Consider the following 26,617-nt stretch of genomic DNA (forward strand, 5'->3'; position numbering starts at 1 on the left):
GTCACACCGTATACTCGGTGCCAGCCATGACCAGCCTTCCGTCCTCCCCCGCCAGCGTCCGCATTGATGCATGGCTGTGGGCGATCCGCGCCTACAAAACCCGCTCGGCAGCCACCGCTTCGTGCCGGGCCGGGCATGTGCGGCTGAACGGCAGCCCGGCGAAGGCCTCGGCCACGCTGGTCACTGGCGATACAGTGACTGTGCGGATGTCCGGCTTCGAACGCACCCTCGAGGTCCGCCGCCTGATCGCCAAACGCGTGGGTGCGGAGGCCGCTTCACACTGCTTCACTGACCACACGCCGCCAAGGCCAGTGGCACCTGCGCTGGGGCTCCCTCAGCGGGACCGTGGCGCGGGGCGTCCTACCAAGAAAGACCGCCGTGAGATGGAACGGCTCAAGGGCTCTTAGTTCCGCACTTTGGCCTGCACGAGATTCGCGAACGGCAGCCGGCCATGGTCCGCAACAAAGGCTGCGTGATACCCGGCCTCGGCTTGGTTCACTTCTTCGGCGGGCAACTCTTTCCACGCGATGATCAGTTCATCCGTGTGGGTCAGCTGCCAGATCAGCCGGCCGTCCCAATGGCCCGGCGGCCTGCCCCTCCCAAAGTCCAGGAACTCCTTGATCTGATTCCGGAGGCCGCGGTTGCCCTTGCTTCCCGGCCCGGCCTTGCCAACATAGAGAATGTCCGCGCCGTCCACCCATTCCGCCAGAATGGCTTCCGCCGGCAGGGTTGGATTCTTTTTCTTGAAGGTCCCGGCGGTGCTGATCTTCAGGAAATGCGGCTCGAACTCATTCGGCCGAAGAACGGCGAACACCCCGGTGCCCTGCGGAACCCTCATGATCTCAAGGCTGTCGAAGCTCCGGAAGCCGGCAAAGCCGTCGGACTTGAGCGTTTTCCTGTTCATCATGATGACGTTACCCGGCCAGGCGCCGGTCCGGAGCTAACTTGCACTGCGCACCTAAACGTCCAAAAGCGTAGAGTGGGCTTAGACGCCTGTTTCTGGACGCCGTGCTGCTGAGGGAGAGATCGTGACGATTGACTGGGACGAAAAAAAGGCCATGCTACAGGAACCAAACATCGCGGCGGTAACGCAGCTCTGCGATGAACTGATGGAAAAGAAGCCAGGGTCCGTCGTCCCCTACATCGACCCCGTGCACGACGAGGACGAATGCCGGATCGTCAGCCTCCACGTCAGTCCCGGCAAGGGCACCGAATCCGGCTTCGTCTCCCATTTCAACGACGACGAAGCCGCCCGCCGCGCCACCCAGATTTACGAACATGCCGAGCTTGATCCGCGCTATGTGATGCCGTGGAATGCGTACCCGTGGGTGCGGGATCCGGAGCTTCCGTCGGCGCTGAACGTCCAGGAGAAGACTGACGGTCTGCGGCCCTTCCGGCAGTTCCTCAAGATCAACCGCCGTGTCTCCGCAGTCATCGCCCACGGCACGGACGCCTCCACGTTCCTCACCCTCTTCGAGAAGACCTACCATTCTTCCCTGAAGAACAGCGGCATCAAGATCTACAAGGCCAGCGCGCTAGGCGGGCGGGCCTTTGCTGTTTCTGAAGCAAAACAGGAGGATCTCCTCGCCAAGAGCGTTGACGTCTACAAGGACGCCATGCAGCGGGCAGGCATCCAGCACCTTTAGCCACGCACGACGTCGGTAGTCACCGCGGGTGCCTCAGCCTTCCAGCAAGCGCCTGCGGTGCTTGAGCTCCTTCACCCACGCCCTGGTGACCATGTCAGGGAACGGCGAGCCGCCGCCGTCGTTCTTCTCCGGACCTCCGAGCCCGGCGAACGCGGTGCCTGTCTCCAGGTCGGTGATCAGCGGACCTGACGCTTTCAGTGCGAGCTCCACCACCTGGGCGGCTGTGCGATCGGTGAGCCGCAGGTCCTTGGCCCAGCCCAGAAAGTGGCGGCGCGAGATCCCGCTCCGTTTCCCGTTCAGGGTCAGCGCAAGGGTCTTGTCCCCGTAGACCACGGTGGAGGGAATGTCGTAGACGGGGGCGATGGTCCACTCCCCGTGCGGCTGCTGGACCATAGAAACGTTCTTGGCGTGCAGGTCCCCGTTGCCGCTCAGCCACGCAAACGCCCCCTGGATGGCCAGGTTCCGGAGTGCCGGGAGCGGCGCCGAGCAGTAGTCGGCCAGAGCATGGCAGACCTGGCCATAAGCCACGTTGTATTTGTCCGCCGGGTAGAGCTTCAGGACCTGGGCCCCGTCCTCCACCGCCAGCCGCCGGACGTCGTCCGGCCCGCCGCCGGAGATGGGCACCCTGTCGAAGCGTTCCACCAGAAGCCCCGGCCGGCCCGCGACATCCCGGATCAGCCGGACCCGGCTCAACGGAATCCGCAGCCTGGCCGCATACCGGAACATCACCAGCTCGTTCTCCACCACGTGCGGGAATTCGGGGGCGTTGAGTTTGAGGATGAACCGCTTGCCGGCGCTGGCAACAGGGAGCGAGATCATGCCGGCAGATAGCTTGTCCTGCACACCGGCCAGCGCCACGGGGTCGATCAGGTCCGGATCGCCGAGCAACTTGTCGAAGTCAACCGGCAGCTTGGGATCCAGCTGGACAGCGTGCTCGTCCGGGTCCAACGCTTCGCCGTGGCCTACGATCTGGACGTCGCCCACCGGGTTCCCGCCGGCGGCGATCAGCAAGGACAGGTCGTCGTCGGCGCTCGTCTTGATGGACCGCCGCAGCGCGTTGAGCCGGCGGCCTTCCGGCAGGAGGCCGGTGAAATAGGGCGGCGCCGCCCCCGCCGCTGAATCGACGGGGGCGCCGGTGAGCGGAAGGGAACTGGCGACGGCGGGTCCCCCGCTCGCGAGGTACGCCGCCACGTAGCTGAACCGGGTGCCGCCGTCGTGCCGTTCAAGCCGCGCGGCGAGCACGCCCGCCTTGTAGATGTCGGCGATGCGGTGCTTCATCGCTGTGGTTCCTGACCGCTGGCGTGGCCTGCGAGTGCGCGTGCACCCTTGCTGGTCCTGGTGGTGATCCGGAGCTCCAGGCCCAGCGTGTCCAGGACCGCCAGCAGGGAATCCAGCTGGACGCTTGGCTTGCCCTGCTCAACGAACCTGACGAAGCGTTCCGAGACCCCGGCCATGTCGGCGAGGTCCTGTTGGGTCAGGCCCAGCGATATGCGGCGCGAGCGGACCTCTGAAGGCAACTGATCCCCAAATGCGTCGGCCATGAGCAACTCCAATAGGTACGATCGTTCCGAATCCAGCTCACAGTCAGCTTAAGCCTTCGCATTTGCTCATGTAAACGGCCGAACGGCACGATCGTGCCGATCAGCCCTTCAGAGAATTCCTACGCTTGAATCGTACGGCGGCCAGCCGTAGCAGCAGGCACTATTCGGAATCTCGGAGAATCCGTGGCAAGAACCCCCTCGGTCGAGTTCCCGAACGAGAAGTGGCGTCAGCTCACTCGGTGCCAAGCGAAGCCGGTAAGTCCTCTTCCCGTCACCGATTGGCTCGATCACTCCCCGGTCCAGGAGCTTCCGGATGTCCTGGCTGCGAGAGGCCGGCGACCCGGAGAATGCTGGCTGAAGGTCGATGGCCTTGACCGCCGTTTTGTGGGCGATGATCGTCAGCGTGTGGGCCTCCCCAGTCGTGAATCGTGCTGTCTGGAGCCCCCGATTGATTGCTGGAACGAGCAAGGCATCCGTCACATAGCCCTTGTTTCCAAGTTTCGACAACCTCGTGAGATCGGCAAGCAGGCCTTCCAAAAAGTAGGTGGACCAACGGATCAAGGATTCAGGTTCGAGCGAGTCGGCGTCTTCCAGCCTCTCGTAGTACAAATCCCGGTTCTCGCCAAAGACAGCGGTGGGGTTCAAAGCACGGTAGCCTCCGGTGTCTGAAAAGCCCTGCCGCCTCATCGCCGCATACGTCAGCAATCGACCAACGCGACCGTTTCCATTCCCGAATGGATGGATCCACACAAAACGATGATGCGCAAGAGCAATCTTCAGGAGCTCATAGTTCTGGTCAATCTCCGCATTGATGAAATCAAGGAGAGCCGTCATGTTGCTGTGGACGTCGCCGTGGGCTGGAGGCCGATGGGCGGATCCACTAATCGTCACGTCGGACACCCGGTAAGCACCCGGGGTCCGATCACCTTCGCGTTCCAGCCCCGCGACGGCGATTCGATGAAGTTCGCGCACAAAGCCATGACTCAACGGCGTCCCTCGCTCAACCGCAGAATCAACGAATGCCGTTGCTTTCTGGAGCTGGACAATCTCTTGAACATCGTCGCCCTGTTTCACGTCGTCGTAACGGAATGCCCATTGCACTCCCGAAACAGCGTCCACAATCGAGGTCCGGTTTCCCTCTATGCGCGCGCTCATGATGCTCGAGAGCAATTGGAAGAGCGATCGCAGCTGCGCGAAAACCTCCGGAGGCGTGGTCCCGTCCCCTAAGTCAGCTCGGAAACGCTCAAGCGATGGCCTTGGACAGTGGGGAGCTGAAAGGAAACTCGGGAAACTCGATAGGCTTCAACGTTCCAGACTTTCACCAGGGCATCGACAAAAATTAAGAGCATGAACCATTCCACCCCTAGAAATCAAGGAAACTTCACAAGCAGAGAAGCGATTGATTTAAATCGATGCACACCAGGAATTAAGGATGAAGATGCCTTCACAGCGATGGTTGGCCTGGGGGCGCGACGCCGACCGCACTCCTCCCGGAACAACAGCAACAAATCCTGCACCACATTGACACGCACTGTGACCCGTGCCATATTTGAGTCGTGAACCTGTCAGACAGCCGGACAGCAGGACATCCTGCGAAGCCCTCCGAACACCAGCCCCCCGGAGCCCAGCCGTCCGAAGCCCATCCGTCCGAAGCCCGGCCATTGGCCCGGCTCAGCGCGGCGGAAGCAGTATTCAACGCCATCCGCACCGATATCGAGTCCGGCACCGCGGCCGTGGGCGGCAAACTCAGCTCCGAGGCGATGCTCGCGCAGCAGTACGGTGTCAGCCGCTCGGTCATCCGCGAGGCACTCCGCTCCTGCACCGCCCTGGGCCTGACCGTCACCAAAACCGGCAAGGGCACGTTTGTGGTCGCCGACAAGGTTGCCAATGACCTGACCCTGGGTCATTACTCCGCCCGGGACCTCACCGAGGCCCGCCCGCACATCGAGGTTCCGGCAGCAGGACTGGCCGCGCAGCGCCGGACCGATGAGGAACTCGAGACGCTGCGGCACATCGTCGCCGCCATGACCACGGAAACGGACCCCGAATCCTGGGTTGCCCTCGACTCCAGCTTCCACGCCGCCATCGCCCGCGCCAGCGGCAACAAAGTGTTCGCCAGCGTGGTGGCAGACATCCGGGGAGCCTTGGCCTTCCAGTCAGAAACCCTGAACATGGTGGCCGACCGCCAGGACGCGTCGGACACCGAACACCAGCAGATCCTCGCAGCCATCGAAGCCGGCTCCGCCGAGGCCGCCAGCCTGGCCATGGCCGAACACCTGCGCGCCGTGGGCGTGGCCCTCGATTCCATCCTTAACAAGTAGCCCTAGGACTCCATGCCAGCCCCTGCCCTTTCCGCTGCCCAGACCGCTGCCACCGGCACCGCCGCAAGCGGCTCCCGGACCGCAACCGAATCCGGGACGCTCCCCCGGCACGCACCCCTGGTGCTCGCCACCCGCGACGGCCTCGTGGAAAGTGTCCACTACGGCTCGGCCATCGCCACGGCAGCGGACGGCTCGATCCTGGCGACAGCTGGCGACCCCCTGGCCCCGTTCTACCCGCGCTCCTCCCTCAAGCCCCTGCAGGCTGTAGCCATGGTCCGCGCCGGCCTGAACCTCCCTGCGGATCTGCTCGCCCTGACCGCAGCCAGCCACTCCGGCGGAGCCAAACACCGCGGCGGCACCCAGCGCATCCTCACCATGCACGGGCTTAACGTGGGCGACCTCGAGAACAGCACCGACCTGCCCTATGGCACCAGCGAACGCGAGGACTGGCTGCGCACCGGCTTCCACGCCACGCAGTTGACCCAGAACTGCTCCGGCAAGCACGCCGCCATGGCCGCCACGTGCGTCATCAACGGCTGGCCGGTCAAGGGTTATCTCGACCCGTCCCACCCTTTGCAGCAGCTGATCGGAACCACCGTCGCCGAGCTGACCGGCGAGGAGCCCTTCGCCCGCAGCACGGATGGCTGCGGCACACCGCTGTTCGCCCTCACCCTCCGCGGCATGGCCCGCGCCTTCGGCACCATCGCGGCCGCCGCGGCCCCAATCAGCACCTCCGACGACGGCGGGACCGCCCCGCTCCTCGCGGAAGCCGCCGTCGGACTCGCCATGCGGCAACACCCTGACATGGTGGCCGGTGAGCGCCGGGACGTCACCGAGCTGATGCGGCTACTCCCGGGGGCGGTGGCGAAGGACGGCTTTGAAGGTGTGCAGCTGGTAGGCCTGCCGGATGGCCGCGCAGTTGCCGTGAAGATTTCCGACGGCGGGGACCGCGCCCGGATGCCCGCTACTGTCCACGTACTCAAATCCCTCGGCGTGGACACCGCGCCGCTGGCCGGCGTCGGCACCGCCCCCGTCCTGGGCGGCGGCCACAAAATCGGTCTGCTGCAGCCTACAGATTTCCTGTCCACGCCCGTCAACGTAGCCCTGTGAGGACCCTCATGACCAACCTGAGCACCAACCTGCGAACCGTGGATGCTGTACCGGAAACCCGGTCCGAGCACGACCTCCTGGGTGACCGGGACGTCCCGTTCGACGCTTACTGGGGCGTCCACACGCTCCGCGCGGTGGAAAACTTCCCCATCACAGGGCAGCCGCTGTCCTCGAACATGCACCTGGTCCGGGGACTGGCCGCCGTGAAGCTTGCCGCCGCCCGCACCAACCGCGAACTTGGACTGCTGGATGCCGAACGCGGCCAGGCGATCGAACAGGCCTGCACCGACGTCATGAACGGCCAGCTCAGCGACCAGTTCGTGGTGGACGTGATCCAGGGCGGCGCCGGAACCTCGTCGAACATGAACGCGAATGAGGTCATCGCCAACCGGGCCCTTGAAATCCTCGGCCACCCCAAAGGCGGCTACGCCCGCCTGCACCCCAACGACCACGTGAACCTCAGCCAGTCCACCAACGACGTGTACCCCACCGCCGTGAAACTGGGCACCATCTTCGCCGGCCGGGAACTGCTGGACGCACTGGCCGAACTCGAAGAGGCCTTCGCCGCCAAAGCACTGGAATTCCGCACCGTCGTGAAGATGGGCCGCACCCAACTGCAGGACGCCGTCCCCATGACGCTGGGCCAGGAGTTCGGCACCTACGCCATCACCATCGGCGAGGACCGGCTGCGCCTGGCAGAGGCGGAACTGCTCATCCACGAAATCAACCTCGGCGCCACAGCCATCGGCACCGGCCTGAACGCCCCCGCCGGCTACGCCGAGGCAGCCTGCCGGCACCTGGCCGAGGTCACCGGCCTCCCCCTGGTCACCGCCGTCGACCTCATCGAAGCCACCCAGGACGTGGGCGCCTTCGTGCACCTGTCCGGCGTGCTCAAGCGCGTGGCCGTGAAACTCTCCAAGATCTGCAACGACCTCCGCCTGCTCTCTTCCGGCCCGCGTGCGGGCTTCGGCGAGATCAACCTGCCGGCCGTCCAGTCCGGCTCCTCCATCATGCCCGGCAAGATCAACCCGGTAATCCCGGAAGTGGTCAGCCAGGTGGCCTACGAGGTCATCGGCAACGACGTCACCATCACCATGGCCGCCGAAGCCGGGCAGCTCCAGCTCAACGCCTTCGAACCCATCATTGTCCACAGCCTCCACAAGAGCATCTCCCACCTCGAAGCAGCCTGCCGCACCCTCACAGCACGCTGCGTCCGGGGCATCACCGCCAACACCGAACACCTCCGCCTCACCGTGGAACAGTCAATCGGCCTGGTCACAGCCCTTAATCCCCACCTCGGCTACGCCACCGCCACCGCCATCGCCCAGGAAGCACTCGCCACCGGCAAGGGTGTGGCCGAGCTCGTGCTCGAGCATGGCCTGCTCACCGCCGCCCAGCTCCAGGAACTCCTCAGTCCTGAGCGCCTGGCGAACCTCAGCAAACAGCCCTAAGGACACCTCCATGACACATTCCCCCATCACGGACCACACGGTCCCACCCCAGGCGCACGCCACCGAATCGGCCCTGCACGCGGAGGACAAGGGTTACCACAAGAACCTCAAGCCGCGGCAGATCCAGATGATCGCCATCGGCGGCGCGATCGGCACCGGCCTGTTCCTCGGCGCCGGCGGCCGGCTCAACGCCGCCGGCCCGTCGCTGGTCATCGCGTACGCCGTCTGCGGTTTCTTTGCGTTCCTGATCCTGCGGGCGCTGGGCGAACTGGTCCTCCACCGCCCCTCGTCAGGCTCGTTCGTGTCCTACGCCCGTGAGTTCTTCGGCGAGAAGGCCGCATTTGTCTCCGGCTGGTTCTACTGGCTCAACTGGGCCACCACCACCATCGTGGACATCACCGCCGCCGCGCTCTACATGAATTTCTTCGGCAACTACATCCCCTGGATGTCCGCCGTCCCGCAGTGGGCCTGGGCCCTGATCGCCCTCGTGGTGGTCCTCGCCCTTAACCTCGTCTCCGTCAAGGTCTTCGGTGAACTCGAGTTCTGGTTCGCCATCATCAAGGTCGCCGCCCTGGTCATCTTCCTCATCGTGGGCACCTACTTCGTCATCTTCGGCACCCCCGTGGACGGCCAGCCAGTGGGCCTCAGCCTCCTCTCCGACAACGGCGGCGTCTTCCCCAACGGCCTGCTCCCCATGATCATCCTCATGCAGGGTGTCCTGTTCGCCTACGCCTCCATCGAACTCGTCGGCACCGCCGCCGGCGAGACCCAGAACCCGGAAAAGATCATGCCCAAGGCCATCAACTCCGTGGTCTTCCGCATCGCCGTCTTCTACGTCGGCTCCGTCATCCTGCTCGCCCTCCTGCTGCCCTACACCTCCTACGAAAAGGGCGTCAGCCCCTTCGTGACATTCTTCGGATCCATCGGCATCCAGGGCGTGGACGTCATCATGAACCTCGTGGTCCTCACCGCCGCACTCTCCTCCCTCAACGCCGGCCTGTACTCCACCGGCCGGATCCTGCGCTCCATGTCCGTGAACGGCTCCGCCCCGAAATTCGCGGGCCGCATGAACAAAGCCGGCGTCCCCTACGGCGGCATCGCCATCACCGCCGGAGTCTCCCTCCTCGGCGTCCCCCTGAACTACCTCGTACCCGCACAGGCCTTCGAAATCGTCCTGAACGTCGCCTCCGTGGGCATCATCATGACCTGGGCAACCATCGTCCTCTGCCAGCTCCAGCTCCAACGCTGGGCAAACAAAGGCTGGCTCAAACGCCCCTCCTTCCGGATGTTCGGCGCCCCCTACACCGGCTACCTCTCCCTCCTCTTCCTCGTCAGCGTGCTGATCATGGTCTTCATCGACTCACCCCTCACCATGCTCGTCACGGCCATCGCCTCCGCCCTCATGGTCGTCGGCTGGTACGCCTGCCGCACCCGCATCCGTGAAATCGCCGAAACCCGCCAGGGCTTCACCGGCACCGCCCCCGTCATCGCCAACCCGGCCGCGGAAACCTTCAGGAAGTAAGGCGCCAGTAACGCTCGACGGCGGCACTTGAGGTTCTGATTCCACGGAACCTCAAGTGGCGCCGTCGTCGCTCAGGAACCCTCCCCGAGGAATCATGTCAAGATGCCCGCGTAGCGTTTATCGAAGAATCATTTGATTGTGCCCGGATGGGTGGTTGGCTCTTGGGGCCTTGCTTGGCCGTGGTGAGGGTGAGAAGTTCAGCGCAGAGTGCTTGAACCTGACGTTGGATTGCCGCCGGATTCAAGGGCTTGTTCTCCCGCCTCAACTTCGCCTTCACACCTTTCTGGACCGTGCCCTCGTCGGTCAGGACCCGCTGGTACGGGGTTGCCGGCCGGTCATATTTCTTGCTGATCTTTGCGCCGGTCCGGATCTTCTGGACGAGTTTCTGCTGGGGTCCGAAGTGATTGGTCAGCCGCCCCTGCAACGCCCAGATCCGGTTCAGCAGTTCCAGTTCGGCCGCCGTGTCGTAGCGGTGGTATCCGACGGTTTGCCGGACAACATGCCAGTTCTTCTGTTCCACATGCGCGCCGTCATTCTTGTTCCCGGACCGGGACCTGGTGAAGGTCAGTTGCTCCTGTTCACACCACCGCAGCAGCCCCCAATTGATGAACTCGCTCCCGTTGTCCGAATCGATCCCCCGGATCGGGAACGGGAACGCCGCGGTGGCTTCCTTGATCGCGGCGAACACCCACTTCTGGGCCTTGTTCCGCACCGACCGGGTCTCGGTCCACCCCGTGGAAATGTCAGTGATCGTCAGGGTGAAACAGAACTCACCCCTGGAATTGCCGCCCTCGTGGCCAACCAGATCAATCTCCACAAAGCCGGGCACCGCATCGTCCCATTCGGCCCAGGTCCGCATCGGGATGGAGTCCTTGAGCAGTGTTCCGGGCTTCGTGTGGGAGCGGCCCCTTGGATCGAGTTTGTCCCGGTCACCCTTGAGCCGGCGGTCGATGGTGGCCGGAGCGATCTTCAGCAACAACGCCGCCGTCCCGTCCTCGATCGCCAACTCCTTGAACCGGCGCAGCCGCGGCACCAAATCCGGCAGCGCTGCGGCCAGCAGGCGCCCGCACGGGGTGCCCTGCACGGCCCAGCAGAACCGCAGCGCCTCGATCACGTCCTCGCCATAGAGCGCGGGCCTGGGCGGCCGGGACTTGACCTGCTTGAGCACCAGCGCCTGCCGCAGCGCCTTACGCGCATGGTCCCGGTGCCAAAGCGTCAGGGCACACAGCTCGTCCAGGATGGTCTTCTTGGCCGCACGGTCCGACCGGGCATATCGGAGGGCAGTGGTCTTCGTGACGGCCTTGCGTTCGCTCATCGAAAGCTCCATGGCTCACAGTGCCGGGCCAGCGGATACCACCCCAGCAGACGCGCCGCTACGCGGGCATTACCAAATGATTCTTCGATAGCAGCTACGCGGGCATCTTTGATGAGTCAACGCGCCCTCTTGACGGCTGAGAGGCGCTGGTCTAACGTCAGCCACATCCTGCTGTTTCAACGGCGAACCCAGTTAAGGAGCATCAGCAACATGCCGGAATTCATGGACGTTCATCGGAATATGGTCGGAATCACTCAGGAAGCCCTTCAAGCGGCCCACGACGCCGATCTTGCCATTCAAAGCGACGAGAGCGTTGAGTTCAAGTCTGCCTGGGCCGATCCCGAGTCAGGTCTTGTTTACTGCCTGTCCGATGCCCCCTCAGCGGACGCCGTACGGCGTATCCATGAGCGCGCGGGCCACCCCGCGGACGAGGTCCACCCCGTCCCGGTCAAGGTCTGACCAAGCAACAGAGTCCGACGGCGGCACACCCGGTACCGTTTGCACAGGACCCGAGGTGCCGTCGTCGTTCGTTTCCACCCTTCAAGGAGAACCGTGATGGACACCCCGGAAGCAAAGATTGTTGTAGGCGTCGACGGCTCGGATGCCTCAGTACAGGCGCTGCGTTTCGCGGCCCGGTTGGCGCCCGCCCTGGACGCCCGCATTCATGCAGTAGCCTGCTGGGACTTTCCGCAGATGTATGCCGGCTACGTTCCGCCGGACTTCGAGGCTTTCCGAGCGGCCGCAGCCAAGATCCTGGCCGAGAGCCTCGACAAAGCGTTCGGACCGGACGCCCCCGAGGACATCAGCCAGGAGCTGATCCGCGGCCCGGCGCCGGCCAAACTGGTCGAAGCAGGAGCCGGCGCCGCGATGCTTGTGGTCGGCCGCCGCGGGCACGGCGGTTTCCGGGGCATGCATCTGGGGTCTGTGAGCTCAGCCTGCGTTTCACATGCTGACTGCCCGGTCCTTGTGGTGCACACGGATGGCAGCCACGGCACGCACCATCTCTGGAAGGGTCTCAAAGCCAAGAGCCAGGACACGGCCAAGCCGTAGCTCCCGAACCTGCAATCGCGTAACGCAACGCACCCGCAACCCCCCGCGGGTGCGCGATCACCTATGCTCAGCAGAGCACCTCACGGCGCGATTCAACTGTGCAGTTCAACGACGAACCACCCGGGAGACACGGCATGACCAACTGGCGCATCAGGGATTTCCATTCGGCAGACCTGGACGGGATCCTGCACCTCTGGGAGTCGCTCAAGGCCACCGATGTGGAGCCCGTCTATGCCCTCTCCGAGGTGCTGGCATCCTGCGAGAAGGACCACGCGGTGGTAGCGGTGCAGGGCGATCAGGTGGTGGGCGCCGCCGTCGGGCGCGCCGCACATGACCAGGGCTGGATCGTCTTCCTGGCCACGCTGCCTGAATACCGCGGGCGCGGGATAGGCACCTCGCTGCTCGCCGCCGTCGAAAACCGCATGGCCCCGCACGGCCTGAACAAACTCTCCGCCCTGATGCCCGAAGCCGAGACCCGGGTGGAGGCGTTCCTCAGCCGCGGCTTCGCGCTCAAGAAGAACCTGCGCTATTTCGAGCGGACCATTCCCGTCCAGCGGCAGGAGCTGGGTGCGCTGGGCCAGCTGGGTGGCCGGGTCCTGGCCCGGGACCTGTGGGAAAACGTGGCCGGCATGCGCAAGGAAAAGGAACTCCTGGAGCGCCGGCTGGTTCTGCCCCTCGCGGAGGCCGACCTCGCCGATGAATACGGCGTAGTGCCGCCCCGCGCCGTTGTCCTCTTTGGTCCTCCCGGGACCGGCAAGACCACGTTTGCGAAGGCCATCGCGTCCCGGCTCGAGTGGCCGTTCGTGGAGGTTTTCCCTTCCCGTCTGGCCTCCGATCCCAAGGGCCTCGCCGGTGCCCTGCGCGAGACGTTCCTGGAGATCGCGGAGCTGGAGCACTGCGTGGTGTTCATCGACGAGGTGGAAGAGATCGCCTCCCAGCGCTCGGGTGAACCGCCGTCGCCCCTGCAGGGCGTCACGAACGAGCTCCTGAAGATCATCCCCGCGTTCCGCGAACAGCCCGGCCGCCTGCTGGTGTGCGCCACCAACTTCATCCGCGCGCTGGACACCGCCTTCCTGCGGCACGGCCGGTTCGACTACGTCATCCCCATCGGCCTGCCTGACCGCCAGGCCCGCGAAGCCATGTGGCAGCGCTTCATCCCGGCCACCGTTGTGGACGACGTGGACGTGGAGCTGCTGGTGGAACGGACCGAGGGCTTCTCCCCCGCGGACATTGAGTACGCCGCCCGCAGCGCCTCCCAGCGCGCGCTGGAAAAGGCAGTGTACGACGACGGCGGCGCGGCTTCCGGGGGCAGTGTTTCAGTCCGCGAGGCGGTCCGGAAGGGGCCCTGCACGGAGGACTACCTCGACGCGATCGGCGATACCCGGACCACCGTCAGCCAGGAGGTCCACGAACTGTTCCTTGAGGACATCGACGCGTTGGGGCGGGTCTAACCCCCGGCGCTGCGACGCGAACGGACACTTGGGGCCCAGACAGCCGCGGCCTCAGAAAGCAACTGGTCAGCTCGCCGGAGTGGGCCGGCTGGAAGCCCGGATCCTGCCGTGAGGTTCCGCGTGGCTGCAGAGTTATGCACATAGGCATTCATTCACGCGGTGATTGTCAGTGCGTCCTGGGATGCTTTGAGTATGGAACGCAGAGCGGCAGTGGAGGCGTTGGAGGCCGTTGAGGCTTGTGTCGCTGCGCTTGCTGTCGTTGTGCGGGGGGCGGATAGGACTGGGTCCGGTGATGCTGGCCCGCTGCGGCAGTTGGCGGATGATTTCCTGGACGGGCTGGCTGAGGCCTCCCGGATGGACGCGAAAATGGCCGCCCTGAAGGTCCGGCTGACTGCCGGTTACAGCGAAGCGGGACAGGCTATGGCATCGCCAGCGGCGTCGCCGCAGGACCACGCCGCCCAGGAAATGGCAGTGGTCGCGGAGGTGGCATGCGTGCTGACCGTGAGCGAACGCGCCGCCGGTGCCCTGCTCGCTGAGGCCCACGACCTGACCACTAGCCTGCCTTTGACGATGTCCGCGCTGCAAGGCGGGACGATTTCGTGGCAACACGCCCGGATCATGGTCGACGAAACCGTGAACCTGGACCCTGCCGGCGCCCAAGCCCTCGAGGCGCACTTCCTGGACCCCGACGCCGTGAACCCTGCCCGGGGTTGCCCGGCCGGGGAGCTCGTCCCTGGCCGGTTCCGGCACAAGGCCCGGATCTGGCGGGAACGGCACCACCCGGTCAGCATCGAAAAGCGCCACACCCGCAGCTTCCAGGATCGGCGGCTCGAGTACGCCCCGGACCGCCACGGCATGGCCTGGCTCTCCGCCTACCTCCCCGCCGATCAGGCCGCGGGGATCTGGGAACGCACCACCAGCGCGGCAAGAGCGCTCCAAGGCCCGGACGAAGACCGGACTCTCAGCCAGCTCCGCGCCGACATCGCCGCCGCTTGGCTCCTCGGCAACACCGGTGACCCATCTGGCGAACTAATCGGGGGTGTTCCGTCGCCGCGGGCGCAGGTGCTCGTCACGGTCCCGGTGCTCTCCCTGCTGGGTGTCACCGATGAACCGGCCACCCTGGACGGATACGGGCCGATCCCGCCGCCAATGGCCCGGCAACTGATCGCCGACGGCGCCGAGTCCTTCCACCGCGTCCTGACAGATCCACGCGACGGTGCTCCCTTGGAAATCGGGCGGACCAGCTACCGCGTCACGAAAGCCCAACGCCAATGGCTCAGGCTGCGGGACGGGAAGTGCCCGTTCCCCGGCTGCAGCAACCACTCCCTGGACAACGAAGCCGACCATATCCTCGCCTGGGCCCACGGCGGCACCACCAGTATCAAGAATCTCGGTTCGCCGTGTCCTAAACATCACCGGCTCAGACACACCACGCCATGGACACCCACCGCCGCCACCAAAAACGAACCACCCGGCTGGAGATCACCGACTGGACGGCACTACGCCAGCGAACACCCCGACTGGGAACCACCAATCTGGCCAGCCACGCTCTTACGGCGAGCGCATGGTCCTGATCCCACCGACGATTTCGAACAAAAACCTGCCGCCTTGAGGGAGCCCAGTTTAGGCATAACCATGCTGGAGCGCGCCTTACCGGGGTGGGCCCCGTTTCTGCAAACCCTCGAAGAGCCACCGCCGGAAGGCCCAGGCGGTGGCTTGTGAACCGCAGCCCTGTGCGCCCTAGAGCAGGCGACCGCCCCGGCGGTAATCTTTGAACCATGTCCTCGAACCCCCTCCGGCGCTCGCTCTCCCGCATGGGCGGCCGGGATCCGCATGAAAAGCACCGTGCCGCCACCCCGCTGGAACTCTTTTTCGACCTGACCTTTGTCATTGCCTTCGGGGTGGCCAGCAGCCAGTTTGCCCACGAAATCGCAGAAGCCCACTTCGCGCAGGACTGTTGGGGTTCTCTTTTGCGATGTTCGCCGTGATCTGGGCCTGGATCAACTTCACGTGGTTCGCGAGCGCCTACGACACCGACGACTGGGTGTTCCGAGTGGTCACCATGGTCCAGATCGTCGGGGTCCTGATCCTGGCCATGGGAATCGAGCCGATGTTCCGCTCCCTCGTGGAGGGAGTGCAGGTGGATAACAGGGTGATCGTCGGAGGTTACGTACTAATGCGCCTGGCTCTTGTGGCGCAGTGGGTGCGGGCTTCGAGGCAAGACCCGGACGCCCTGGCACGCGCATCATATTGCCGAACGCTACGGTCTGCTGGCCATCATCGCCTTGGGTGAATGCCTCATCGGGGCGATTGAAACCCTGCGGGCGATCGTGGCAAATCACGGCTGGAGCCTTGACGCGGCCCTTGTCGGCTTCGGAGGCACGGCCTTGGCCTTCGGCATGTGGTGGATCTACTTCATGCTGCCCGCGGGGCGCGCGCTCCATCTGCGTCGGCACAGGTCGTATCTCTTCGGCTACGGCCACATCCCTATCTTCGCGGCGATCGCAGCCACGGGCGCTGGACTGCGCGTGGCTGCCTATTACATTGACCATGCAGCCCACATCAGCGGGGTAGCGGCCGTCGCGAGCATCGCGGTTCCCGTGGCATTGTTCAAGCTCTCCTTGACGTGGCTATACAGCGTGATGGTCGACGCGGACCGCACCATCATCACCGTGGCGGCCTGCGTGCTGGTGGCGTTGGCCGGCTCAATTGGACTGGCTGCAGCCGGCGCGTCGGTGCCGGTGTGCCTACTGGTCATCGTGCTGGCCTTGGGCGTTTCGATCATCATCGAAGCGCCACGGCTCTGAGCGGCTGCATCGGGCTCTGGAAAAATTAGAGGCTGAGACTACTTCTCAACGCTCGTCGTAGTGTCCGCCGGTGCTGGGGTCTCGACGGGCTCGACCACCGCGGCGGGCTCAACCACTGGGGCGTCGTCGTACGTCAGGTTCTCGTAGTCCGTGTCGTCTTCCTCGTCCAACCTGTCATCCAGCTCCGCCAGCAGCCAGGGATTCACCCTTGCAAGGATGCTGCGGACTTCTTCGACGTCGACGGCGGCGTACAGCACCGGACGGGCATCGCGGTACTTGGTGACGGGAGGCTTGTCCGGCCACTTCGCGGCCAGAGCCCTGACCCGTTCGGGCAGGGAATTGTGGGCATTGTCCGCGATCTTCACCAACGCTGCATCGTGGTCCTCGGCGATGAAGTGCATTCCGGCCTGATAATCATCGGGATTGTCGTGCAACCGGTTGGTGACCCGCTCGATGATGTCCACTGCCCGCCCGGAAACGCCCATATCCAGCAGCGCCTGCCGCGTGATGGGAGTGTCCTCGGCAATGTCATGAAGATAACCGGCGATCCGGATATCGTCATCGAAATCTGCCAGGGCATCACCTACCGCAATCACATGGTCACGGTAGGGCCGCTTGAGCTTGTCTTTCTGCCGGTTGTGGGCCACCTCGGCCAGGACTTTCGCGGTCTCGACGGTGAATCCCGGTTGAGGGAGATTTGCTTCAGTGAATTCGGGTTCCGACATGGCTTCAGCCTACGCGGAGTCGCCCCACACCGCCTTGCGGAGCAGGGTCTTCATGGTGGGCCTTCCCGACGGCTATGGCATCAAACTGGCGTACTCCAACCCGCTCCTGCTGGACGCGGTCGCAGCCGACTTCCCGGAACTGCAGATCATCATGGCGCACCCCTCCGTGCCGTGGCAGGACGAGGCCAACTCGATCGCCACCCACAAGTCGAAGACAGAACCGCCAGCCAGGCGAAGCCAACGACGCACAGGCTCTAGGGGCCGGTCCACACCCACGGTCCCCGCGGGAGGCTCGCCGGCCGGAACGCCGCCAGTGCATGTTCCAGCGTCCCGGCTGGCAGCCCCAGGGAATGCAGGATGAGATCCCGGACATCAACTGCGGAAACACCCGCGCGGGCGAGGTCGGCCAGCGTCACGGCACCGTCGCGCTTCGCCAGCCGGGCACCGTCGGAATTCACCACCAACGGCACGTGCGCATATTCCGGAACGGGAATATTAAGCAGCGACGCAAGATATGCCTGCCTGGGCGTGGATGGCAGCAGGTCATCGCCCCGCACCACCTGGTCGATGCCCTGTGCTGCGTCGTCCACCACGACGGCCAGGTTATAAGCGGTGACACCGTCGTTGCGGCGGAGGACAAAATCGTCCACCACGCCGGTGAAATCGCCGTGCAGCACATCCCGCACGGTGTACTCCGTTACCTCGGCGCGGAGCCGGATGGCGGCTGGCCGGGTGGAGCGTTTGAACTCCAGCTCAGCAGGATCGAGGTCCCGGCAGCTGCCCGGATAGGCGCCCTGCGGCGCGTGTGGCGCTGACGGCGCCTCCTGGATTTCGCGGCGGGTGCAGAAGCATTCGTAGGTGAGGCCTGCGGCAGACAGCCGCCCGATCGTTTCGGCGTAGACGGCTCCGCGGTCCGTCTGGCGCACGACGGCGCCGTCCCACGTCACGCCCAAGGCCTCCAGATCGCGGAGCTGCTCCGCCTCCGCGCCGGCCCGTGCGCGGTCCAGGTCCTCGACGCGCAGCAGGAAGTCGCGCCCGGCGGACCGGGCGAACAGCCAGGCGAGCATCGCGGTGCGGAGGTTTCCTACATGCAGTTCACCGGAGGGGCTGGGGGCAAAGCGGCCGGCTGGGGTCATGGATCAACCCTAGTCCGGACAGCACAAGAGCCCCTCAGCTACCGATGACTTCGGGGATCCGACGTCGGTGGCTCAGGGGCTATTGCCGTGTGTGCAGAATGACCGTGGTGTGAACAAGTGTCAATCAGCGGCGTCCTCCTTGCGGGAGGCGGTGTCCAGTTTCCGGGTGGTGTGCCGGGGTTCCTGTAGCCTGCGGGGATCGGCGGTAGCCTCTGCCCTTGTTGCCACTATTTGAGCAGACGCCATACAGTTGGCACAACCGGCAAGCGGTTCGTTAGTCAATCTGACTACTAACCGCTCCGCATCTCGACAGGAAATGATCAGATTGCAGCAATTGGACGCCACGGACAAGCGCATCCTCACTGCCCTGGACGAGGACCCACGCGTCCCCATCATGGTGCTTGCCCAGCGGTTGGGCCTGGCGCGCGGGACCGTGCAGACGCGCCTGGAGCGGATGACGGCGTCGGGCGCCCTCCGTCACAACAGCAGCCGGGTGCTCCCCGCAGCCCTGGGCCGCGGCGTAGCTGCAGCCGTCAGTGCAGAACTGGACCAGAGCCACCTCAACGAAGCCATCGCGGCGCTTCGCAAGATCCCCGAGGTCCTGGAATGCCACGCCCCTGCCGGCGACACCGACCTGCTGATCCGCGTGGTGGCCACCAGCCCGGACGACCTCTACCGCGTGTCCGAGGAGATCCGGCTCTGCCCGGGAATCGTCCGCACCTCCACCAGCATGTTCTTGCGCGAAGTCATCTCCTACCGCACCACCGGGCTGCTGCAGGGGTGAGCCCGGGCGCTGGTACTTGCGGTGGGGAGCCCTGCCCATCGCCCGTCAGTGTCCTCTGCCGCTAGGCTGGAACGGGAATCCATTCAGGGGGAAAAATGGCGGGGAATTTCTACGGCGCTGACGTGGCGCAACTGCGTCAGTTGGCGAAAGATCTTGCGAATGGCGCCACCCGGATGGACCAGCTGGGACAACAATTGGGCAGCTCCATCGCTTCCAGCCCGTGGAAAGGCAACGATGGGGCACGGTTCCGCGCCGATTGGAGTAGTACCCATGCCAAGGCGCTCAGGACCGCCGCCGCCGGCATCCAGCAGGCTTCGAAAGCGCTGTTGGAGAACGCAGCCCAGCAGGACCGGGCCAGCGCAGGTTCACCAGGGAGCAGCTCAGGCGGTGGACCCGGCACAGTCAGCGGCGGAAATTCCCCTGGCAACGCCGCCGGGGAACTGACGGACAGGCTTGCCGGCATGACTCCTGAGGAGCGCGACAGCTACCTGCAATCCGAGGAATTCCAGCAGTGGGTCCGGCAAAGTCAGTCGAACGCCGATGCCGCAAAGAGTGTCCTGGACGGCCTGGTGGACTCCGGCGCCATGGCGCCGACCGGTCCCGGCGGCAAGGCGAACAGCTATGGCCAGTTCCTTCAGCAGTACTGGGGTGAGTCCGCTATGCGGGAGGCTGGGATTGATCCCAACCGCTGGGATCCGTCCCGGGGCGTGGACCACAACCGCGCCGACATCTACAGGGTTTATGCCTTCTACGCCGAGCTCTACAAGAATGATCCACGAATGGAGTGGATCGGCATGGCAAACCAGGTGGGGCCAACGTTCATCGCCGGTTTCGAGGACATTGCATTCCTCAACAACATGGCACAGGCAGGCACGGACATCACACCCCTGCTGGCAGGACCAGACCCTGTCAGGCAGGCCGCGCTCACTGCACTGGCCAATTTCAGCACCGCTGAACTGGAATTCTACGAAACGACGTTCCTGGCCATGCAGAAAGAAATCTTCTCCGATATCGGGTCACAGCACTTCGCCTACCAACAAGGCGGGTTGGCCGAAATCCAGCGACTCGAGGAGGCGGGTATTGTCAGCCGGCGCATGAACGAGGCGTGGACCAGTATCGATTCCGTTCCGCGCTATTCGACAGCGGAGGGCTACCACCAACTGAGTCCCGACCAGCAGACGGCCCTCCACCAGGCGTCCTTTAACATGGCCGACCAGGAGCAGAATTACATCATCGCTGACGACTACGACAACATCCGCGGACGCGCCACCGGCGTGGTCTTCACCGAGGCCATGACCGTGCTGGGCGAACCAAGCATCGAAGGTGCCAACTCTTATTACCAGCAGTTCCCGGCGGCGGACCCGTACTTCGACATGAATAGATTTCCTCCCGCCGGCATCGACGTCCACCATGGCAATATCTCCGACCGTGAAGACCGCTGGAGCCTCATTGAGCAGGACACCCTTGGCGCTTACGAGGATTGGTTACATGGCGAGGAGGACCCCTACGGTGAGATGGTGAATCCCATGCCCAACCGAGTGGAGGAGTACCGGATGGTGCCGAAGGAAGTCCGTCAGGCCGTGGGTGCCCCGTGAAGACACGCCTTGTCCTCGCCCTCTTGATCGCAGCGCTACTGACTAGCTGCGGCGTGATCCCTGGTGCAGACCCAACCAAAAAGGAACCGATCGTGGCTAACGGCAACTCCCAATTCACTTCCGAAGGCATCGAAGCCATCAAGAGCAGCCGGAGGGCAGTCTTCGACTTCACCAACTTGCCGATGGACATGTCTACCCTCGGGTTTGCAGAAGGCTCCGACGGAGCCATGGTTGCCACAGATTCCGACAAACTGATCGACGTCACCATGACCACCCCCCGCGGCGTGGTCGAAATGCAAACGGACACCATCCGCATCCGTCCCGGAGCGGACAATATTGTGGATCACGTCGATATCTTCATCAACTACCCGGACGCCCAGGACGCCAATCCGGAAATCCGGCGCGCGGCGAACGAACTAGGCTTCATTGCCCTGGAAGAGGCAGAAGAGATCGGTCCCGATTTCAAAGACGGATCCGGCAAGGACGAGTGGTACCCAGGCATGGGCAACAAGACCGGAACAGTATTTTCCGCCGAGATCCTTTCCAACCACGACACCGGCCGGATGACGTTCATCTATTCAGTGCACCTGGCCGGAAAGTACTACACCCCGGACGCTGCGGCCAACATCGCTTCCACCGGCAAGCCCTAGACATCCGTGAAATCACGTCCTTCGTCACCGACGGCGACGCCCGCCCCGCGATCCAGGCGGCAGGCCGCCGTCGTGCTCCTTGTCCTGACCGGCATCCTGGTCCTGGCAGGCTGCCGGATGGGCGGCGCAACAGCGGACCCCACCCCGCACGCGAGCGACACAGGCACTTCCGAATTCTCCAGCCTTGACGAAGCCGGCGTCGACCGAATCCGCCAGACCAAGATTGCGCGGCTGGACATGACTTCCGGCTGGCTGGAGAAGGCGTCGGTGGGGGTCGCCCAGGCCAGCAACGGGCCGGAGGTCAACACGAGGGGATCGGGCAAAATCGAACTCACCATCGTGGCTCCCAACGGCGAAATCACGGGGGAATCCGACCGCATCCGCTTCAACACCACGGACAGCCGGACCGACTTCAGCGAGGTCACTTACTTCCTCACGGCCGGCTCGCTGGACGAGTTCGCCAGCCTGATCCGGGATGGGGTGGAGCGTTATGGAATCGACAGCGTGGTGGCGGAACGGTGGATTTCGTCGATGGAAAGACACCCGGAAGACAAAAGTGATTATTCCGTCACGTCCGGGACCTCGACAGGGCTGGAAGTGAACTATGACCTCAGGTACGACGGCACCAAGGACATCCAGGTGATCATCGTCCACGTCTGGCCCCTTGACTGAAACACCGCTTGACTGAAACACCGCCTAACTGAATCAAGGCAGGCTGACGCCAGCACACTCACTAGACCGGCGGGCCGGCGTTCGACTTGAGGTTCTTCATCACCAGCGTGGACGTCAGCCGCTCAACCCCGGGCAGTGACGTGAGTTCAGCGTCGTAGAAGCGCTGGTAGCCAGGCAGGTCCTCGGCAATGACCTTCAGCAGATAGTCGGGTGAGCCGAACAGCCGCTGGGCCTCCACGATGTTGGGATTGTCCGCCACCCGATTCTCGAAGATCTCCATGGTGGAGCGGTCCACCTGGCGCAAAGTGACAAACACAATGGCCTCGAAACCCAGCCCGACGGCGGCCGGATCGATGTCCGCCTTGTAGCCGCGGATCACCCCCGACGCCTCCAGGTCCCGTAGCCTCCGGTGGCACGGCGCCACCGTGAGCCCGACCTTCGCGGCCAGCGCCGTGGCGGTCATCCGGCCGTCCTCTTTGAGGTGGCGCAAAATACTTCTGTCAATATGGTCGATCACGCAATAATCTTACCAATTCTCACTCCGTGAGGGCGAAAAGGGTAAGCACTTATGGCCGGAAACTTCATAAGGTTTGTCCTGTACCCATCGGACAGGAGCCCGCCATGAATCCCCAGCTGTTTTTCGCCTTTATTGTGGTGGCTGTCGCCCTCGCCTGCACCCCCGGCGTGGACTGGGCCTACTCAATCACCGCCGGGCTGCGGCAGCGCAGTTTCGTCCCGGCCGTGGCCGGACTTTGCGGCGGCTACGTCCTGCACACGCTGCTGATGGTGGCAGGTCTCGCGGCCCTGCTGTCCGGCCTGCCCGGCGTCCTGGGCTGGCTCACAGTGGCCGGCGCGGCGTACCTGCTGTGGCTGGGCATCAGCACGCTCCGCTCCTGGCGCGGCGCCTCCTTCAGTCCGGCAGACGCCGTCGGGAAGCCCGCCAACCAGCTCCGCACCTTCCTTCAGGGCATGGGCACCAGCGGCATCAACCCCAAGGGCCTGCTGTTCTACGTGGCGCTGGTGCCGCAGTTCGTCAGCCCGGAAGCCGCCCTCCCGGTCCCGGTCCAGTCCGGCCTGCTGGGCCTGACGTTTGTCCTGCTGGCCGGAACCGTCTACACGTGTGTGGCGCTGCTGGCCCGCAAACTCCTGCAGTCCCGGCCCGGTGCCGCGCGGACAGTCACCCTGGCCAGCGGCATCATCATGGTTGCCCTCGGCGTAGTGCTCCTCTCAGAGCAACTGGTTCCGCTGGTTGCCGGGCTCACCGGGCAGGCCTGACCACGTTCGGGCAGAAAGCCCAGGCAGAGAGCTTTAGGCTTTGCGCTCCATGAACCATTCCGTAAACTCCGAGGCCCGCCCGTCCGGTTCAAGGCGGATGACCCACAGGTTGTCGTAGCTGGGACGGTCACCGAGGTAGTGCGTGAAGCCCTGCACAAAGGCCAGCCCGCCGTCCGCCCCCAGCCCGCTGTCCGCCCCCAACAGCGACCAGTCAAAGGTCCAATTCCCGGGGTCGTCCCGCGCCTCCAGCCAGCGGTCCACGATCTGCTCGCGCCCCCGCCATGCATCGGCATCGTGCGGCCGGGTGGCGTAGACGGCTTCCTCGGTGAACAGCGCCCGGATGTCCTCCGGGTTGTTGGTGGTCCACGCCGCGATGTACTTCTCCAACCAGGACCGGACTGCGTCGCTCATGCCTCCGTTGTACTCCGGGGCGGCCTGGTCCACAAGCAAGTCCATGAGGCCGCCCGCAACCCCAAGCTCATTTCCCGTCCAGGTTTTCCCACTCCTGCTCCCACAGCCGTCGCTCATCAACGTCCTTGCGGATGACTTCGAACGTTTCCAGCTCTGCCGGCCGGCCGCGGAGCCAGTCCCGCGGGTTGAGGGACTTGCGGCCGTTGTCCAGCACCAGCAGGGCACGGTCGGTGAGAGCGTCGTTGCGGAGCACCACGTCCGTTTTCCGACGGCGGAGGACCTCCTTCAGGGCCTCGTGCGCTTGTGGGTGGGCGCCCAGCCGCCGCAGCGCGCGCCCGCGGAGCAACAGCAGGGCCGCCGAGAGGTCGTCGGAGTTCAGCAGCCCCTCGGTCCAGATCACCACTTCCTTGTCGCGACCCAGCGCGAACGCCAGCGCACAGCGCGCCAGCGCTGAAGGCAACGACGGCGGCAACCCGGACACCGTCTGCAGCGCGGCTTCCAGCTGGCCCGTCTCCCGAAGGGAGTGCGACAGGGCCAGGAAGACCGATTCCTGGCTGAACAGCACGGGGACTTCGATGCGCTCGGCAACCTCCACCCGCGTGACCACACGCGTGAGGTACGTGGCGGCATACTGGTTGGCGTCGTCATCGTTCCTGATGGACAAGCCCCGCTGGAGGAGTTCGGAAGCGCGCAGGTAGCCGCCGTGCTGGTACGCCAGGAGGCCGGCCATAACGGAGCAGAGCCCGGACCAGCCCGGATAGGCGCGGCCCAGGGCGATGAGCCGCTCAGGTTCCTTGCTGGTGAAGACGGCATCGTGCACGGCTTTGGCTGCCTTGCCGGGCATCCGCTTGAGCCTGGGAACATCGCCGTCCACGGCGAGCAGCGCGGCGTCCCGGCCGCCCAGCACACCGTGGATCAGCCCGCCCACACTGCCGGCGAGCTCCCGGACGGGGGTCTGCATGTGGACGTTCCCGAACGGTGTCAGGTCACGGGTGTCCCGGTAGATCGGTCCTCTGGCATCCCCCGCGGTCATCTCTCCATGCTACGTGGCGGACCTCGATGGAAGCCCTATGTGGCGGCCACGACCCAGAGCCCGATCACCCAGGTGCTGGCCGCCAGGCACGCCAGCCCGAACTCCGCCAGCATGCCCAGGCCGGTGGCCTTCAGGGCTGCCCAGCTGGTGGACGTTGCCGTGCCGAGGTTCCGGGTGCGGAGGAACTCGCTGAGCAGCAGGCCCGCGGCAAAGCCCACAAAAAGCCCCACCACCGGGATGATGAACATGCCGGCCACGCCCGCCGCCAGGCCGATCACCACGCTGCGGCTGGGGATGCTGTGCTGCCTGAGCTTCCGTCCGGTCAGCACCGCGCTGGCGGCCGTGCCCGCCAGCACAAAGACCATCCCCACCGCGAAGACCACCCAGCCCGCGGTCCCGGCGCCACCCCAGATGGCCCAGGCCAACAGGCTGAGCCCGATCAGGAAGCTGCCGGGCAGGATGGGGATGATGGTGCCCACCACCCCCACCAGGATCGCCAGGCCGCACAGGATGCTCACCACGGTTTCGGAGTTCATGAGCCCCAGTTTAGGTCGGCGCAGAGGTCAGTTCCGCAGCTTAACGCCCGACGGCGGTGCGTCCCCTGCGCGGGGAGGCACCGCCGTCGGGCGTTATGGCACTGTGGCCGCGGAGGTTACTCGGCTTCCACGGCGGCGGCGACGGCGGCCGTCACTGCCGGGGCAACGCGCGGATCCAGCGGGCTGGGCACGATGTAGTCCACCGAAAGGTCAGCTTCCGCGAGTTCGGCAATGGCTCGTGCCGCGGCAAGCTTCATGGCGGGCGTGATCCGGCGGGCACCGGCGTCCAGCGCGCCGCGGAAGATTCCGGGGAACGCCAGGACGTTGTTGATCTGGTTGGGGAAGTCGCTGCGGCCGGTGGCCACCACGGCGGCGTACTTGGCGGCCACCTGGGGCAGGACTTCGGGGTCCGGGTTGGAGAGGGCGAACACGATGGAGTCGTCGTTCATCAGCTTCAGGTGCGCCTCGTCCAGCTTCGAGGAGGAAACCCCGATGAACACGTCAGCGCCAAGCAGCGCTTCGCCGGGGCCGCCCGTGACACTGCGGGGGTTGCTGCGCTGTGCCATCTGGGACTTCTTGCTCTGCGGGTCGGCGGCAATGTCGGCCCGCTCCCGGTTGATGACGCCCTTGGAGTCGAGCAGGACAACATCCGTGATGCCGGCGGCGAGCAGGATTTCGGCGACGGCGATGCCTGCGGCTCCGGCGCCGGAAACCACCACGCGGAGGCCTGCGAGTCCGCGGCCGGTGACCTTGGCTGCGTTCGTCAGGGCGGCGAGGACCACCACGGCGGTGCCGTGCTGGTCATCGTGCATGACCGGGCAGTCCAGCGCATCGATCAGCTTCTCTTCCAGCTCGAAGCAGCGGGGGGCCGAGATGTCCTCAAGGTTGACCGCGCCGAAGCTGGGGCGAAGACGGACCAGGGTTTCCACGATCTCATCAACGTCCGTGGTGTTCAGGACCAGGGGAATGGAATCCAGCTCGCCGAAGGTCTTGAACAGGGCGGACTTGCCCTCCATCACGGGCAGTGAGGCGGCGGCGCCGATGTTGCCCAGGCCCAGCACCGCGGTGCCGTCGCTGACCACAACCACCAGGCGCTGCGCCCAGGTGAGGGTCTTGGCGAGTTCCGGGTTGTTGTGGATGGCGCGGCTGACCTCGGCCACACCGGGGGTGTAGGCGATGGACAGGTCGCGCTTGTTGGACAGCGGGACCGTGCTGGTCACCGAGAGCTTCCCGCCCTGGTGGGCGTCGAAGATCTCGGCCTCGGTCAGGGCGGTGGCTGCTGAATTGTCGGTAGGTGCGATTACGTCAATGGACACGTCGTTGTCTCCTGGGGCTAGCCGTGGGCGCACGGCGCAGAAAGGCTCAAGCACAGGCAGGCTCAAGGTGGAATTCGTTGCTTCTTGGGCCCAGAGGTGGCGGGCCCGGTGTGAAGCCCTTGCAGATGCGGGTTGCCAGCCACTCCGGTCCTGCAATAATAAACAGCGCTCACGCCCCAGAAAGTGCATTCAAGGGTCCCGAGGCGTGCCAAATCGTTTAATCACGCGTTTTTGTGACCCACGTCACGGCATAAAGACGTATTTATTGGC

The 26,617-nt window shown here is 64.8% G+C and carries 27 protein-coding genes and 2 pseudogenes; 17 read left to right on the forward strand and 12 right to left on the reverse strand.

Translation table 11 applies throughout. The features are described from left to right. Positions 1-26 precede the first annotated feature (26 nt). Entirely contained in the window at positions 27-407 is a 381-nt protein-coding gene (locus tag ACQCSW_RS00165) for an RNA-binding S4 domain-containing protein (protein WP_058930777.1), read from the forward strand. Here ACQCSW_RS00165 and ACQCSW_RS00170 read toward each other — a convergent pair. After that, a complete protein-coding gene (locus tag ACQCSW_RS00170) occupies positions 404-907 on the reverse strand; it encodes a hypothetical protein (RefSeq protein WP_426988853.1) in 504 nt (167 codons plus the stop codon). The genes ACQCSW_RS00165 and ACQCSW_RS00170 overlap by 4 nt on opposite strands. 121 nt (positions 908-1,028) lie before the next feature. On the opposite strand from ACQCSW_RS00170, the gene ACQCSW_RS00175 reads away from it, so the two are divergent. Continuing rightward, positions 1,029-1,646: a uracil-DNA glycosylase gene (locus ACQCSW_RS00175; protein ID WP_426988855.1), complete on the forward strand. Its 618-nt coding sequence runs from the start codon at positions 1,029-1,031 to the stop codon at positions 1,644-1,646. A 33-nt stretch (positions 1,647-1,679) separates the two neighbouring features. Here the strand turns inward: ACQCSW_RS00175 and ACQCSW_RS00180 are convergent, their stop codons facing one another. The 3 genes from ACQCSW_RS00180 to ACQCSW_RS00190 form a co-directional block, all read right to left on the reverse strand. Beyond that, the gene (locus ACQCSW_RS00180) at positions 1,680-2,924 is read right to left on the reverse strand and encodes a type II toxin-antitoxin system HipA family toxin (protein ID WP_426988857.1); all 1,245 of its coding nucleotides are present in this window, start codon (positions 2,922-2,924) and stop codon (positions 1,680-1,682) included. Continuing rightward, a complete protein-coding gene (locus ACQCSW_RS00185; protein ID WP_426988859.1) occupies positions 2,921-3,187 on the reverse strand; it encodes a helix-turn-helix transcriptional regulator in 267 nt (88 codons plus the stop codon). The genes ACQCSW_RS00180 and ACQCSW_RS00185 overlap by 4 nt, the downstream gene beginning before the upstream one ends. A gap of 108 nt (positions 3,188-3,295) precedes the next feature. Beyond that, entirely contained in the window at positions 3,296-4,342 is a 1,047-nt protein-coding gene (locus tag ACQCSW_RS00190) for a Fic family protein (RefSeq protein ID WP_426988861.1), read from the reverse strand. 401 nt (positions 4,343-4,743) lie between these two features. Between ACQCSW_RS00190 and ACQCSW_RS00195 the strand changes: the two genes are divergently transcribed. From ACQCSW_RS00195 to ACQCSW_RS00210, 4 genes are read left to right on the forward strand one after another with little or no spacing between them, the layout of a single operon-like run. After that, positions 4,744-5,508: a FadR/GntR family transcriptional regulator gene (locus tag ACQCSW_RS00195; protein WP_426988863.1), complete on the forward strand. Its 765-nt coding sequence runs from the start codon at positions 4,744-4,746 to the stop codon at positions 5,506-5,508. Positions 5,509-5,520: 12 nt separating this feature from the next. Continuing rightward, positions 5,521-6,618: an asparaginase gene (locus tag ACQCSW_RS00200; RefSeq protein WP_426988865.1), complete on the forward strand. Its 1,098-nt coding sequence runs from the start codon at positions 5,521-5,523 to the stop codon at positions 6,616-6,618. Positions 6,619-6,626: 8 nt separating this feature from the next. Then, positions 6,627-8,069, forward strand: coding sequence for an aspartate ammonia-lyase (locus ACQCSW_RS00205; RefSeq protein ID WP_426988867.1), 1,443 nt, complete (start codon positions 6,627-6,629; stop codon positions 8,067-8,069). A 10-nt stretch (positions 8,070-8,079) separates the two neighbouring features. Further along, on the forward strand, positions 8,080-9,591 hold the full coding sequence (locus tag ACQCSW_RS00210) for an amino acid permease (RefSeq protein ID WP_426988869.1): 1,512 nt from the start codon (positions 8,080-8,082) through the stop codon (positions 9,589-9,591). Between the two features lie 97 nt (positions 9,592-9,688). On the opposite strand, the gene ACQCSW_RS00215 is transcribed toward ACQCSW_RS00210, so the two are convergent. After that, positions 9,689-10,906: an integrase catalytic domain-containing protein gene (locus tag ACQCSW_RS00215; RefSeq protein WP_426988871.1), complete on the reverse strand. Its 1,218-nt coding sequence runs from the start codon at positions 10,904-10,906 to the stop codon at positions 9,689-9,691. A 210-nt stretch (positions 10,907-11,116) separates the two neighbouring features. Between ACQCSW_RS00215 and ACQCSW_RS00220 the strand changes: the two genes are divergently transcribed. The 5 genes and pseudogenes from ACQCSW_RS00220 (at position 11,117) to ACQCSW_RS00240 (ending at position 16,275) form a co-directional block, all read left to right on the forward strand. After that, positions 11,117-11,365: an SCO4226 family nickel-binding protein gene (locus tag ACQCSW_RS00220; protein ID WP_111908398.1), complete on the forward strand. Its 249-nt coding sequence runs from the start codon at positions 11,117-11,119 to the stop codon at positions 11,363-11,365. A gap of 96 nt (positions 11,366-11,461) precedes the next feature. Next, complete coding sequence (locus tag ACQCSW_RS00225; RefSeq protein ID WP_426988874.1) at positions 11,462-11,956, forward strand: universal stress protein; 495 nt, start codon at positions 11,462-11,464, stop codon at positions 11,954-11,956. A 134-nt stretch (positions 11,957-12,090) separates the two neighbouring features. Further along, positions 12,091-13,407 carry an ATP-binding protein gene (locus ACQCSW_RS00230; RefSeq protein ID WP_426988876.1) on the forward strand — a complete coding sequence of 439 codons (1,317 nt, stop codon included), beginning with the start codon at positions 12,091-12,093 and terminating at the stop codon, positions 13,405-13,407. Positions 13,408-13,599: 192 nt separating this feature from the next. Beyond that, positions 13,600-15,129 (forward strand): DUF222 domain-containing protein, encoded by a 1,530-nt coding sequence (locus ACQCSW_RS00235; protein ID WP_426988878.1) that lies wholly within the window; start codon positions 13,600-13,602, stop codon positions 15,127-15,129. A 56-nt stretch (positions 15,130-15,185) separates the two neighbouring features. Beyond that, positions 15,186-16,275, forward strand: a pseudogene (locus ACQCSW_RS00240) (low temperature requirement protein A). Here the strand turns inward: ACQCSW_RS00240 and ACQCSW_RS00245 are convergent. Next, the gene (locus ACQCSW_RS00245; RefSeq protein ID WP_426988880.1) at positions 16,253-16,939 is read right to left on the reverse strand and encodes an HD domain-containing protein; all 687 of its coding nucleotides are present in this window, start codon (positions 16,937-16,939) and stop codon (positions 16,253-16,255) included. The pseudogene ACQCSW_RS00240 and the gene ACQCSW_RS00245 overlap by 23 nt on opposite strands. Before the next feature lie 58 nt (positions 16,940-16,997). Between ACQCSW_RS00245 and ACQCSW_RS00250 the strand changes: the two are divergent. Further along, positions 16,998-17,150, forward strand: a pseudogene (locus ACQCSW_RS00250) (amidohydrolase family protein); the annotation flags it as partial. 43 nt (positions 17,151-17,193) lie between these two features. Here ACQCSW_RS00250 and gluQRS read toward each other — a convergent pair. Beyond that, positions 17,194-18,075 carry a tRNA glutamyl-Q(34) synthetase GluQRS gene (gene gluQRS / locus ACQCSW_RS00255; RefSeq protein WP_426988882.1) on the reverse strand — a complete coding sequence of 294 codons (882 nt, stop codon included), beginning with the start codon at positions 18,073-18,075 and terminating at the stop codon, positions 17,194-17,196. Positions 18,076-18,391: 316 nt separating this feature from the next. Here gluQRS and ACQCSW_RS00260 point away from each other — a divergent pair, with 316 nt between their 5' ends. From ACQCSW_RS00260 to ACQCSW_RS00275, 4 genes are all read left to right on the forward strand, one after another. Next, positions 18,392-18,859: an Lrp/AsnC family transcriptional regulator gene (locus tag ACQCSW_RS00260; protein ID WP_426988884.1), complete on the forward strand. Its 468-nt coding sequence runs from the start codon at positions 18,392-18,394 to the stop codon at positions 18,857-18,859. A gap of 95 nt (positions 18,860-18,954) precedes the next feature. Continuing rightward, positions 18,955-20,454: a WXG100 family type VII secretion target gene (locus ACQCSW_RS00265; RefSeq protein ID WP_426988886.1), complete on the forward strand. Its 1,500-nt coding sequence runs from the start codon at positions 18,955-18,957 to the stop codon at positions 20,452-20,454. 92 nt (positions 20,455-20,546) lie between these two features. Next, positions 20,547-21,104: a hypothetical protein gene (locus ACQCSW_RS00270; protein ID WP_426988888.1), complete on the forward strand. Its 558-nt coding sequence runs from the start codon at positions 20,547-20,549 to the stop codon at positions 21,102-21,104. Between the two features lie 6 nt (positions 21,105-21,110). Further along, complete coding sequence (locus tag ACQCSW_RS00275) at positions 21,111-21,776, forward strand: hypothetical protein (RefSeq protein ID WP_426988889.1); 666 nt, start codon at positions 21,111-21,113, stop codon at positions 21,774-21,776. A 61-nt stretch (positions 21,777-21,837) separates the two neighbouring features. Here ACQCSW_RS00275 and ACQCSW_RS00280 read toward each other — a convergent pair whose 3' ends face one another. Then, positions 21,838-22,293, reverse strand: coding sequence for an Lrp/AsnC family transcriptional regulator (locus tag ACQCSW_RS00280; protein ID WP_426988891.1), 456 nt, complete (start codon positions 22,291-22,293; stop codon positions 21,838-21,840). Between the two features lie 104 nt (positions 22,294-22,397). Here ACQCSW_RS00280 and ACQCSW_RS00285 point away from each other — a divergent pair, with 104 nt between their 5' ends. Beyond that, on the forward strand, positions 22,398-23,051 hold the full coding sequence (locus ACQCSW_RS00285) for a LysE family translocator (protein ID WP_426988893.1): 654 nt from the start codon (positions 22,398-22,400) through the stop codon (positions 23,049-23,051). Positions 23,052-23,084: 33 nt separating this feature from the next. On the opposite strand, the gene ACQCSW_RS00290 is transcribed toward ACQCSW_RS00285, so the two are convergent. The 4 genes from ACQCSW_RS00290 to ACQCSW_RS00305 form a co-directional block, all read right to left on the reverse strand. After that, positions 23,085-23,462: a nuclear transport factor 2 family protein gene (locus tag ACQCSW_RS00290; protein WP_426988895.1), complete on the reverse strand. Its 378-nt coding sequence runs from the start codon at positions 23,460-23,462 to the stop codon at positions 23,085-23,087. A 67-nt stretch (positions 23,463-23,529) separates the two neighbouring features. Then, positions 23,530-24,495 carry a hypothetical protein gene (locus tag ACQCSW_RS00295; protein ID WP_426988897.1) on the reverse strand — a complete coding sequence of 322 codons (966 nt, stop codon included), beginning with the start codon at positions 24,493-24,495 and terminating at the stop codon, positions 23,530-23,532. A gap of 35 nt (positions 24,496-24,530) precedes the next feature. Further along, positions 24,531-25,031, reverse strand: coding sequence for a DUF456 domain-containing protein (locus ACQCSW_RS00300; RefSeq protein ID WP_426988899.1), 501 nt, complete (start codon positions 25,029-25,031; stop codon positions 24,531-24,533). A 116-nt stretch (positions 25,032-25,147) separates the two neighbouring features. Next, positions 25,148-26,347 (reverse strand): NAD(P)-dependent malic enzyme, encoded by a 1,200-nt coding sequence (locus ACQCSW_RS00305; protein WP_426988900.1) that lies wholly within the window; start codon positions 26,345-26,347, stop codon positions 25,148-25,150. Between the last annotated feature and the right edge of the window lie 270 nt (positions 26,348-26,617).

The sequence above is a fragment of the Pseudarthrobacter sp. Y6 genome (assembly GCF_050156205.1).
Classification (GTDB): Bacteria; Actinomycetota; Actinomycetes; order Actinomycetales; family Micrococcaceae; genus Arthrobacter.

Coding starts and splice junctions, on each gene's coding strand:
- ACQCSW_RS00165 (WP_058930777.1), top strand. CDS start 27: ATGACCAGCCTTCCGTCCTCCCCCGCCAGCGTCCGCATTGATGCATGG.
- ACQCSW_RS00170 (WP_426988853.1), bottom strand. CDS start 907: ATGATGAACAGGAAAACGCTCAAGTCCGACGGCTTTGCCGGCTTCCGG.
- ACQCSW_RS00180 (WP_426988857.1), bottom strand. CDS start 2,924: ATGAAGCACCGCATCGCCGACATCTACAAGGCGGGCGTGCTCGCCGCG.
- ACQCSW_RS00185 (WP_426988859.1), bottom strand. CDS start 3,187: ATGGCCGACGCATTTGGGGATCAGTTGCCTTCAGAGGTCCGCTCGCGC.
- ACQCSW_RS00190 (WP_426988861.1), bottom strand. CDS start 4,342: ATGAGCGCGCGCATAGAGGGAAACCGGACCTCGATTGTGGACGCTGTT.
- ACQCSW_RS00200 (WP_426988865.1), top strand. CDS start 5,521: ATGCCAGCCCCTGCCCTTTCCGCTGCCCAGACCGCTGCCACCGGCACC.
- ACQCSW_RS00205 (WP_426988867.1), top strand. CDS start 6,627: ATGACCAACCTGAGCACCAACCTGCGAACCGTGGATGCTGTACCGGAA.
- ACQCSW_RS00210 (WP_426988869.1), top strand. CDS start 8,080: ATGACACATTCCCCCATCACGGACCACACGGTCCCACCCCAGGCGCAC.
- ACQCSW_RS00215 (WP_426988871.1), bottom strand. CDS start 10,906: ATGAGCGAACGCAAGGCCGTCACGAAGACCACTGCCCTCCGATATGCC.
- ACQCSW_RS00220 (WP_111908398.1), top strand. CDS start 11,117: ATGCCGGAATTCATGGACGTTCATCGGAATATGGTCGGAATCACTCAG.
- ACQCSW_RS00225 (WP_426988874.1), top strand. CDS start 11,462: ATGGACACCCCGGAAGCAAAGATTGTTGTAGGCGTCGACGGCTCGGAT.
- ACQCSW_RS00230 (WP_426988876.1), top strand. CDS start 12,091: ATGACCAACTGGCGCATCAGGGATTTCCATTCGGCAGACCTGGACGGG.
- ACQCSW_RS00235 (WP_426988878.1), top strand. CDS start 13,600: ATGGAACGCAGAGCGGCAGTGGAGGCGTTGGAGGCCGTTGAGGCTTGT.
- ACQCSW_RS00245 (WP_426988880.1), bottom strand. CDS start 16,939: ATGTCGGAACCCGAATTCACTGAAGCAAATCTCCCTCAACCGGGATTC.
- gluQRS (WP_426988882.1), bottom strand. CDS start 18,075: ATGACCCCAGCCGGCCGCTTTGCCCCCAGCCCCTCCGGTGAACTGCAT.
- ACQCSW_RS00260 (WP_426988884.1), top strand. CDS start 18,392: ATGATCAGATTGCAGCAATTGGACGCCACGGACAAGCGCATCCTCACT.
- ACQCSW_RS00265 (WP_426988886.1), top strand. CDS start 18,955: ATGGCGGGGAATTTCTACGGCGCTGACGTGGCGCAACTGCGTCAGTTG.
- ACQCSW_RS00285 (WP_426988893.1), top strand. CDS start 22,398: ATGAATCCCCAGCTGTTTTTCGCCTTTATTGTGGTGGCTGTCGCCCTC.
- ACQCSW_RS00290 (WP_426988895.1), bottom strand. CDS start 23,462: ATGAGCGACGCAGTCCGGTCCTGGTTGGAGAAGTACATCGCGGCGTGG.
- ACQCSW_RS00295 (WP_426988897.1), bottom strand. CDS start 24,495: ATGACCGCGGGGGATGCCAGAGGACCGATCTACCGGGACACCCGTGAC.
- ACQCSW_RS00300 (WP_426988899.1), bottom strand. CDS start 25,031: ATGAACTCCGAAACCGTGGTGAGCATCCTGTGCGGCCTGGCGATCCTG.